Origin of the sequence: Streptomyces sp. NPDC014870 (genome assembly GCF_043081505.1) — a bacterium.
Taxonomy (GTDB): Bacteria; Actinomycetota; Actinomycetes; order Streptomycetales; family Streptomycetaceae; genus Streptomyces.
In genome coordinates this window covers 297,503-306,684 of the sequence record NZ_JBIBWQ010000006.1, presented here as the reverse complement: position 1 = coordinate 306,684, position 9,182 = coordinate 297,503, and the positions used below count along the sequence as shown (strand labels likewise).

Genomic DNA, 9,182 nt, shown 5'->3' with positions numbered 1-9,182 from the left:
CGCCTGCTACGGCGCCGTCTTCAGCACGTGTGTGGTGTCCGTGCCGAGGGCGGCGCCGTCGTTCCCGGTCGGGGTGAACTCCGGTACCGGCGCGCCCCGCAGGTCGACCAGGACCGAGTGGCTCTCCCCGGGGGCGAAGGCGTGCGCCTCGCCCCACTGCCGCAGGGTCAGGATGACCGGGAAGAGGGCGCGCCCGGCGTCGGTGAGGACGTACTCCTGGCGCTTGCCCGTCGGCGCGGTGCGCTGGGCGAGGACCCCGTGCGCGGTGAGCTTGCGGAGGCGGTCCGTGAGGATGTTGCGGGCGATCCCGGTCCGGCGCTGGAACTCGGTGAAGGACCGCGCCCCGTCCATCGCGTCGCGCACGACGAGCAGGCTCCACCGGTCGCCGACGAGGTCGAGCGTGCGGGCGACGGGGCACTCGGGGTCGGTCCAGTCGAGGTCCGGGGCGCTCATGGTGGTGCGTGTCATGACACCTCCCATTGGGTTGCGGATTGAAACCATCATGCCGTACCGTCAAAACGGTTGCAATCTGCTACCAATCTCGATGGGAGCGCTATGAACATGTGGCGGCGGTTACTGCTGGCGGTGATCTGCGGCGTCGCGGTGGCGAGCATCTACGCGGCCCAGCCGGTCCTTGAGCCCATGGGGCGCGACCTCGGCGTCTCGGCGGAGCTCGCCGGGTGGATCGTCGCGACCAGCCAGTTCGGTTATCTCGCCGGGCTCCTGCTGCTCGTGCCGCTCGGCGACGTCGTCGACCGGCGCAGGCTCATCGCGGCGCACCTCGCGGTCACCGCGGTCGGCCTGGTCCTCACCGCCGTGGCCTCGGCCGCGTGGATCGCCTTCGTGGGGCTCGCGCTCGCCGGCCTCTTCGCGGTCGTCGTGCAGACCACGGTGGCCTACGCCGCCTCCGTCTCCCCGCTCGCCGAACGCGGCAGGAACATCGGCGTCGTCACCTCGGGCGTCGTGGTCGGCATCCTCGGCGCCAGGGTCGTCACCGGCGCGCTCGCCGAACTCTGGGGCTGGCGCAGCGTCTACGCCGTCCTCGCCGCGCTCTCCCTCGGCCTCGCGGCCCTCGTCCTCGTCGCCCTGCCCGCGGAGGAGCGCGGCCGGCCGCCGGCCTCGTACCGGCGGGTCGTCGCCTCGCTCGGCGGCCTCTTCGCGGAACGGGTCGTCCTGACGCGCGGGCTCATCGCGTTCTTCCTGTTCGCCTCGTTCGGCACCCTGTGGAGCGGGCTCTCGCTGCCGCTCGCGGACGCGCCGTGGGAGCTGAGCGAGAGCCAGATCGGTCTGTTCGGCGTCGCCGGACTCGCCGGCGCGCTCGGCGCGGCCCGCGCGGGCCGCTGGGCGGACGCGGGCCGCGCGGTCCCGGTCACCGGCTTCGCGCTCGCGCTGCTCATCGTCTCCTGGGCGGCCATCGCCCAGCTGCCGTGGTCGCTGTGGCTGCTCGTCGTCGGCATCGTGGTGCTCGACTTCGCCGTCCAGGCCGTGCACGTGAGCAACCAGCACCTGCTCACCGCCACCCACCCGGACCGTGTCAGCAGCGTCATCGGCGGCTACATGGTCTTCTACTCGCTCGGCTCCGCCCTCGGCGCGGCGGCGACCACCGCGATCTTCACCTCCTACGGCTGGACGGGCTCCAGCCTCCTCGGCGCGGGCTTCGCCCTCTGCGGCCTCGTCGTCTGGGCGGCGAGCAGGCGGGTGGCCCGCGAGGCGGCGCACGTCCCGGCGGAGGGGACGGAGGCGGCCCAGGTGCCCGAGGAGGCCCGACGCGCCAAGGCGCTCTGAGCGCCTCCGACCGCCCCCAGGGCGTCGCACCCGTGGGCTCAGGCCCGGTTCCCGGTGTAATCCCCCGTCGCCGGGAACCGGACCCGAGCCCACGGACGCGGCGCCCTCCGCGTCGCCACGGCCCCGGAACCTTTCCTCGTTCCGATGCCTTCCTTAAGCGGAGCCTAAGAATCCCAACCCCCGTCCAGTCGTGGGCATTTGTCCGTTTCCCTGCCGCTAGCGTGCTGCCGCACCCCACCCCCCACACCCGGCACGCAGAGGCAGGCACGCGATGAGCACCACGAGTTCCCACCGACGCAGGACGAGCGGCAGGACGAAGGTCATCGGCGCGGTCGTCGCCGCTGCGGTGGCCGGCGGCGCGGCCTTCGCCCTCACCGGCACCGCGCAGGCCGCCGCCGTGGGCGCCGCGTACACCCGCACCAGCTCCTGGACCGGCGGCTACACCGGCCAGTACGTCGTCACCAACGAGACCTCCAGCGTCCAGTCGGGGGGCTGGACGCTGGAGTTCGACCTGCCCGCGGGGACGACGATCGGCTCCCTCTGGAACGGCGAGCACACCGTCTCCGGCCGGCACGTGACCGTGAAGCCCGCGAGCTGGAACAAGGTGCTCGCGCCCGGCCAGTCCGTCACCGTCGGCTTCGTGACCTCGGCGCAGGGGGAGGCGGGCGACCCCGCCAACTGCCTCATCAACAAGGCCTCCTGCTCCGTCGGCGGCCCCACCCCGACCCCGAGCGGCCGCCCGACCGTGCCGCCCACCGCCACCGCGAGCCCCACCGCGCCCCCGACGACCACGGCCCCCACCCCCACCCGTACCCCCACCGCCGTCCCCACCACCCCCACGCCGACGGCGACCGCCACCGGGACCCCCGGCGCCGCCGCCAGGTTCGCGCCGTACGTGGACACCTCCCTCTACCCGGCGTACGACCTGCTCGCCACCGCCGACGCCACCGGGGTGAAGGAGTTCAACCTCGCCTTCATCACCTCCGGCGGCTCCTGCGCCCCGCTGTGGGGCGGCGTGACCGACCTCGCGAACGACAAGGTGGCCGCCCAGATAGGCGCCCTGCGGGCCAAGGGCGGCGACGTGCGGGTCTCCTTCGGCGGCGCCGCCGGACACGAACTGGCCCTGAACTGCGCCAACTCCACCGACCTCGCGGCCGCCTACGGCAAGGTCGTCGACCGGTACAAGCTCACCAAGGTCGACTTCGACATCGAGGGCGCCGCCCTGCCCGACACCGCCGCCAACACCCGCCGCTCCCAGGCCATCGCCCAGCTCCAGAAGTCCCACCCCGGCCTGAACGTCTCCTTCACCCTGCCCGTCATGCCCGAGGGCCTGACCCAGCCGGGCGTCGACCTGCTCGCCGACGCCAAGCGCAACGGCGTCCGCGTCGACGCCGTCAACATCATGGCGATGGACTACGGACCGGCCTACAGCGCCGACATGGGCACGTACGCGATCCAGGCCGCCACCGCCACCCAGGCCCAGATCAAGGGCGTCCTCGGGCTGTCCGACGCCGCCGCCTGGAAGGCCGTCGCCGTGACCCCGATGATCGGCGTCAACGACGTCACGACCGAGATCTTCAAGGTCGACGACGCCGCCCAGCTGGTCGACTTCGCGAAGTCCAAGGGCATCGGCTGGCTCTCCATGTGGTCCTCGACCCGCGACAAGCAGTGCGCCGCCGGCGCGGTCAACCACGCCGACGCCACCTGCTCCTCGATCCTCCAGCAGCCCCTGGCCTTCACCAAGGCCTTCGCCGCCTACAAGTAGGCCGCAGGACCACCCCGTCCCCCCACCCACGCGCGCCCCGGCCGGAGCCCTACCCTCCGGCCGGGGCGCGCCCCCTTCCGTTCCACGACCCGTTCAGCCCTTCACGGCCCCCCGCATGATCCCGCCGACGATCTGCCGCCCGAACACCACGAACACGACAAGGAGCGGCAGCGTCCCGAGCAGCGCCCCCGCCATGATCACTGACTGGTCGGGGATGTAGCCCCGGCCGAGCCCGGCGAGCGCCACCTGGACCGTCGGGCTGCCGTTCTGCGTCAGCGCGATCACCGGCCAGAAGAAGTCGTTCCACGCCGTCACGAACGTCAGCATCCCCAGCACCGCCATCGCCGGCCGGGCCGCGGGGAAGACCACGTGCCAGACGATCCGCAGCGTGCCCGCCCCGTCCGTGCGGGCCGCCTCGATCAGCTCCGAGGGGAGCGCCCGGCTCAGATGCTGGCGCATGAAGAACACCCCGAAGGCCGAGACGAGCGCGGGCAGCACGACGGCCTGCAGCCGGTCGGTCCAGGACACCTCGGCGATCAGCATGAACAGCGGTACGACGGCCAGCTGCGGCGGCACCATCATCGTGCCGACCACAACGAGCAGCAGCCCGTTCCCGAACCGGAACCGCAGTTTGGCGAAGGCGAAGCCGGCGAGCGTCGAGAAGAGCACGGTGCCCGCCGTCACCGCCCCCGCGACCACCGTGGTGTTGAGCAGCGCCACCCCCAGGTGGGCGTCCGTCCACGCCCTGGAGAGGTTCTCGGCCAGGTTCCCGCCGAACCCGAGCGGCGGAGGGGTCCGGGCCAGCCGGGTGTTGTCCCAGGAGGCAGCCACCGCCGTCCACAGCAGCGGGAAGAGGGACCCGGCGGTGAACAGCAGCAGCACCGCGTACGTCACAGGACCCGCACCGCGTCCGCGCATCAGGACTCCTCCCGCCCGGCGAACCACGGCCGCAGCAGCCGCGCCGCCGCGCCGATCAGCAGCAGGATCAGGAACATGGCCCAGGCGATCGCCGACGCCCGCCCCAGGTGGTGGTTGGCCCACCCCTGCTCGTACAGATAGAGCCCCAGCGTCTGGTACTGGTGGTCCGCGCCGCCCGTCGCTCCCGCGCCGCCGTTGAACAGGAGCGGCTCGCCGAACAGCTGCGTCGCGCCGATCGTCGACACCACGACCGTGAACAGGATCGTCGGCCGCAGCCCCGGCACCGTCACATGGACGAACTGCCGCCACCGCGAGGCCCCGTCGAGCTCCGCCGCCTCGTACAGCTCGCGCGGGATCGACTGCATGGCCGCCAGGTAGATCAGCGCGTTGTACCCCGTCCACCGCCAGATCACGATCGTCGAGACCGCGATCCGCGCGGACCACGTCCCGTTCTGCCAGTCCACCGGAGCGAACCCGACGCTCCCGAGCAGCCAGTTGACGAACCCGTGGTCCCGGCCGAAGAGCAGCACGAAGACCAGCGTGGCCGCGGCCACGCTGGTGGCGTACGGCGTCAGCGCCGCGACCCGGAAGAACGTCCGGCCGCGCAGCCGGGAGTTGAGCAGATGCGCCAGACCGAGCGCGATCAGCAGCTGCGGAACGGTCGACAGGACGCCGATGGTGACCGTGTTCCCCAGCGCGTTCCAGAAGAAGTCGTCGCTCAGGAGCCGGGTGAAGTTCCGCGCCCCCACCCACTCCATCCGGTCCGGCGCCGTCAGCTCGACCCGGTGCAGCGAGGCCCAGCCGGTGTAGAGGAGCGGGAAGAGCCCGAAGGCGGCGAAGAGTACGAAGAAGGGGGCGACCAGCGCGTACGGCGCGGAGCGCGGCCCGAGACGGTGCCGGCGGGCGCGCCGCCCGGCCTCCTTCGTACGGGACGCGGGCGCGGGCCCGTCGAGCGTCGGTACGACGACCTCGGCCTCGGTCATCGGCTCTCACCAGTCCAGGGCGTTGTCGATGGTCTTCACGGCCGCGTCCCAGCCCGCCTGCGGCGACCGCCCCTTCTGGTCGACCTGGAGCATGCCGATGTCGGCCAGGTTCTGCGCGATGACCGCGTCCTTCGGCCCGGTGACGGCGACCGGCACGCCCCGGGCCGCCGCCCCGAAGAGCGCGCCGACCGGCGCGCCGCCGAAGTACGGGTGCCGGGCACCGGCGACGGCGGGCCGGGCGAGGGCGGCCGAGGAGCTGGGGAAGCTGCCCCGTCGCACGAAGAGCGTCGCCTGCTGGGCGGGCGCGGTCAGCCAGGCCACCAGCTTCGCCGCCTCCGCCCGGTGCTTCCCGGCCGACGGCACGACGAGGAAGGAGCCGCCCCAGTTGCCGGGCCGGGGCGCCGCCGCCACGTCCCACACGCCCCGGCCCGCGGGTCCGGCCTTGTCCTGGATGTAGCCGAGCATCCAGGCCGGGCAGGAGACGGTGGCGAAGCGGGCGCCGGCGTACGCCTGGTCCCAGGCGGGCGTGAACTGCTGGAGCCGGGCGGTCAGCCCCTCGCCGGCGAACGCGGCGGCCAGGTCCCAGGCCCGCCTGACGGCCGGGTTGTCCTTGTAGACGACCTCGCCCCGGGTGTCGTAGAACCGCACCGGACTCGATCCGGTGATCGCCGCCAGCACGCCCGCGGCGGAGTCCACGAACGCGACCCCCTTCGGCGCCCGGGCCTTGAACCGCCGGCCCGCGTCCAGGTACTTCTTCCAGTCCCCGGCCCACAGTCTGCCGACGGCGGCCCGGTCGGTGGGCAGCCCGGCCCGCGCGAAGAGGTCCTTGCGGTAGCAGACGGCCTGCGGGCCGATGTCCGTGCCCAGCGCGACCGTTCGGCCGTTCCGGTCGGTGCCCTGCGCCCATTTCCAGGGCAGGAAGGCGCTCTTGTCGACACCGGGCACGGCGCCGAGGTCGAGGAGGCGGTGCCCCTGGGTGGCGGTGATCTCGGCGATGTTGTTCACCTCGACGGCCTGGACGTCGGCGAGCCCCGAGTCGGAGACGAGGTGGGTGAGGAGCTGCGGGTAGTAGTTCTCGTTCCGCTCGATCGAGGTCTGCCGGACGGCGATCTCCGGGTGGAGCCGCGTGTACGCGTCGTAGAGCCCGGCCTCCTTCAGCCCGAAGGCACCGAACACCCCGACGGTGAGCGTGGTCCGGCCCGGCTTCTCGGCGGGGCCCGCGGCGCACCCGGCCGGCAGCGCGGTGGCGAGCACGGCGGCGAGGGCGAGGGCGGTACGGCTCCTCCGCATGACGGTCTCCCGGTACCGGGGGTGGTGACCGTCGTCACGTTAGGCGCGGGCCCGTCCGGCACCCCGGGGGCGCCGCGCGCGCTCACCCGAAGGGCCCCGGAAAAACGACCGAGGCCCCGGTTCTTCCGAACCGGGGCCTCGGCCCTCAGGGTGAGTGACGGGACTCGAACCCGCGGCATCCTGGACCACAACCAGGTGCTCTACCAGCTGAGCTACACCCACCATGACCGGCGGTTTCCCGAAGGTTTCCCCGACCGGCCGAGAAGAAGTCTACAGGGTCCCGGAGGGTGCTCGCGCCCGCATTCCGCCCGGGGGCGTCAGGGCCGCGTCAGGGACGCGAGCGGGGCGTCCTGCGGGGACGCCCCGCAGGACGAGAACGGCCACGGAACCGCTCCGGCACCGGCCGGGGACTACTCCGGCGGCAGGACGTGGCGGGCCGCGATCTGCTTCGCGGTGTCCGAGTCCGGTCCGGGCTGGGGGACGAAGACCGCCTCGCGGTAGTAGCGCAGCTCGGCGATGGACTCGCGGATGTCGGCGAGCGCGCGGTGGTTGCCGCTCTTCTCCGGGCTGTTGAAGTACGCCCTCGGGTACCAGCGGCGCGCCAGCTCCTTGATCGAGGAGACGTCCACGATCCGGTAGTGCAGGTGGCTCTCCAGGGCCGCCATGTCCCGCGCCAGGAAGCCCCGGTCGGTGGAGACCGAGTTCCCGCACAGCGGCGCCTTGCCGGGCTCCTTGACGTGCTCGCGGACGTAGGCGAGGACCTGCGCCTCGGCGTCGGCCAGCGTGGTGCCGTCGGCGAGGGCGTCGAGGAGGCCGGAGGACGTGTGCATCTGGCGCACGATCTCGGGCATGGTCTCCAGCGCCGCCTCCGGCGGGCGGATCACGATGTCCACACCGTCGCCGAGCACGTTCAGTTCCGAGTCGGTGACCAGCGCGGCCACCTCGATGAGTGCGTCGTCCGTCAACGAGAGCCCGGTCATCTCGCAGTCGATCCACACCATGCGATCGTTCATGCGTCCTACCTTAGGGCCTGTCCAGCGGGTGGCCCCGGGTTCGCGCCGGGACGGTCCTGACCGAACGCCGACGGGCGTCCGGGGGAGGTGCCCCCGGACGCCCGTCGGTTTTTCGTACGCGGCTCGTGGCGCGCGGTCTGGTCGGCCCCTACGGGGCGCTGCGCTGGCCCGGGAGGGCCGCCCGTCCGGAGGCGTACGCGTCGGACTGCGGCTTACCCGGATCCAGCGGCCCGGGCCGCCGGCCGACCGGCAGGCCGCCCTGCGACGGCACCAGCGGGTCGAGGACCGTCACGGTCTCGGCCTGCGGGCGCCGGGCCCGGTAGGCCGCGCGGTACGCGGCCGGCGAGGAGCCGAGCTGGCGGCGGAAGTGCCCGCGCAGCGCGACCGGCGACCGGAAGCCGCAGCGTCCCGCGACCTCGTCGACCGAGTAGTCGGAGGTCTCGAGGAGCCGCTGCGCCTGCAGCACCCGCTGGGTGATCAGCCACTGGAGCGGGGCGGACCCCGTCAGTGAGCGGAAGCGCCGGTCGAACGTCCGCCGTGACATGTACGCGCGGGCCGCGAGCGTCTCCACGTCGAACTGCTCGTGGAGGTGCTCCAACGCCCAGGCGACGACCTCGGCGAGCGGGTCGGCGCCGATCTCCTCAGGTAAAGACCTGTCGAGGTAGCGCTCCTGGCCGCCGCTGCGCCGCGGCGGGACGACGAGCCGGCGGGCGAGCGCGCCGGCGGCCTCCGCGCCGTGGTCGGTCCGCACGATGTGCAGACACAGGTCGATGCCGGCCGCGGTGCCGGCCGAGGTCAGTACGTCCCCGTCGTCGACGAAGAGCTCCCGCGGGTCCACGTGGACCGACGGATAGCGTTTGGCGAGCGTCGGCGCGTACATCCAGTGTGTGGTGGCCGGGCGGCCGTCGAGCAGCCCCGCAGCGGCGAGCACGAACGCGCCGGTGCAGAGCCCGACGATCCGCGCGCCCTCTTCGTGTGCCCGGCGCAGCGCTTCGAGTGCCTCCGGCGGTGGCGGCGAGGTGATCGACCGCCAGGCCGGTACGACGACGGTCCCGGCGCGACTGATCGCGTCCAGTCCGTACGGCGCGGTCAGTTCGAGGCCCCCTGTGGTCCGCAGCGGGCCTTCCTCACCGGCGCACACGAGCAGCCGGTAACGCGGTACTCCGGCGTCCTGCCGGTCGATTCCGAACACGGAGAGCGGGATGGAGCTCTCGAAGATGGGGCCACCGCTGAACAGCAGCACCGCGACTACTTCGCGGCGGCGGCGCCCGGACAGCTTCCGTACGGCCTCCGTTACGGCGGAGTCCTGGCTCATGACGCTAAGCCCCCCTCGGTGTTCGCGTCTCCCTGGTCCTGTCGCTCCTGCACGATTCCCCTCGGTTTTGCACGAGACCCCAGTCTTCGATACCCATGATCGAATCTACTGTG

General features: G+C 72.8%; 8 protein-coding genes and 1 tRNA gene. 2 read left to right on the top strand and 7 right to left on the bottom strand.

The window, feature by feature from the left end:
- Positions 1-6 precede the first annotated feature (6 nt).
- Positions 7-468 (bottom strand): helix-turn-helix domain-containing protein, encoded by a 462-nt coding sequence (locus ACF09C_RS19370; RefSeq protein WP_362426068.1) that lies wholly within the window; start codon positions 466-468, stop codon positions 7-9.
- Positions 469-555: 87 nt separating this feature from the next.
- Between ACF09C_RS19370 and ACF09C_RS19365 the strand changes: the two genes are divergently transcribed.
- The gene (locus tag ACF09C_RS19365; RefSeq protein ID WP_392092705.1) at positions 556-1,785 is read left to right on the top strand and encodes an MFS transporter; all 1,230 of its coding nucleotides are present in this window, start codon (positions 556-558) and stop codon (positions 1,783-1,785) included.
- 271 nt (positions 1,786-2,056) lie between these two features.
- The gene (locus ACF09C_RS19360) at positions 2,057-3,550 is read left to right on the top strand and encodes a cellulose binding domain-containing protein (RefSeq protein WP_392092703.1); all 1,494 of its coding nucleotides are present in this window, start codon (positions 2,057-2,059) and stop codon (positions 3,548-3,550) included.
- Positions 3,551-3,643: 93 nt separating this feature from the next.
- Here ACF09C_RS19360 and ACF09C_RS19355 read toward each other — a convergent pair whose 3' ends face one another.
- The 6 genes from ACF09C_RS19355 to ACF09C_RS19330 form a co-directional block, all read right to left on the bottom strand.
- Positions 3,644-4,468 (bottom strand): carbohydrate ABC transporter permease, encoded by an 825-nt coding sequence (locus ACF09C_RS19355; RefSeq protein ID WP_392092702.1) that lies wholly within the window; start codon positions 4,466-4,468, stop codon positions 3,644-3,646.
- Positions 4,468-5,451 carry a carbohydrate ABC transporter permease gene (locus tag ACF09C_RS19350; RefSeq protein ID WP_392092700.1) on the bottom strand — a complete coding sequence of 328 codons (984 nt, stop codon included), beginning with the start codon at positions 5,449-5,451 and terminating at the stop codon, positions 4,468-4,470. Before ACF09C_RS19350 ends, ACF09C_RS19355 begins: the two co-directional genes overlap by 1 nt.
- A 6-nt stretch (positions 5,452-5,457) precedes the next feature.
- Complete coding sequence (locus tag ACF09C_RS19345) at positions 5,458-6,741, bottom strand: ABC transporter substrate-binding protein (RefSeq protein ID WP_392092698.1); 1,284 nt, start codon at positions 6,739-6,741, stop codon at positions 5,458-5,460.
- A gap of 149 nt (positions 6,742-6,890) precedes the next feature.
- A tRNA-His gene (locus ACF09C_RS19340) sits at positions 6,891-6,963 on the bottom strand.
- 188 nt (positions 6,964-7,151) lie between these two features.
- On the bottom strand, positions 7,152-7,754 hold the full coding sequence (gene orn / locus ACF09C_RS19335; RefSeq protein ID WP_392092696.1) for an oligoribonuclease: 603 nt from the start codon (positions 7,752-7,754) through the stop codon (positions 7,152-7,154).
- Positions 7,755-7,902: 148 nt separating this feature from the next.
- Complete coding sequence (locus ACF09C_RS19330; RefSeq protein WP_362426047.1) at positions 7,903-9,069, bottom strand: helix-turn-helix domain-containing protein; 1,167 nt, start codon at positions 9,067-9,069, stop codon at positions 7,903-7,905.
- Positions 9,070-9,182 lie beyond the last annotated feature (113 nt).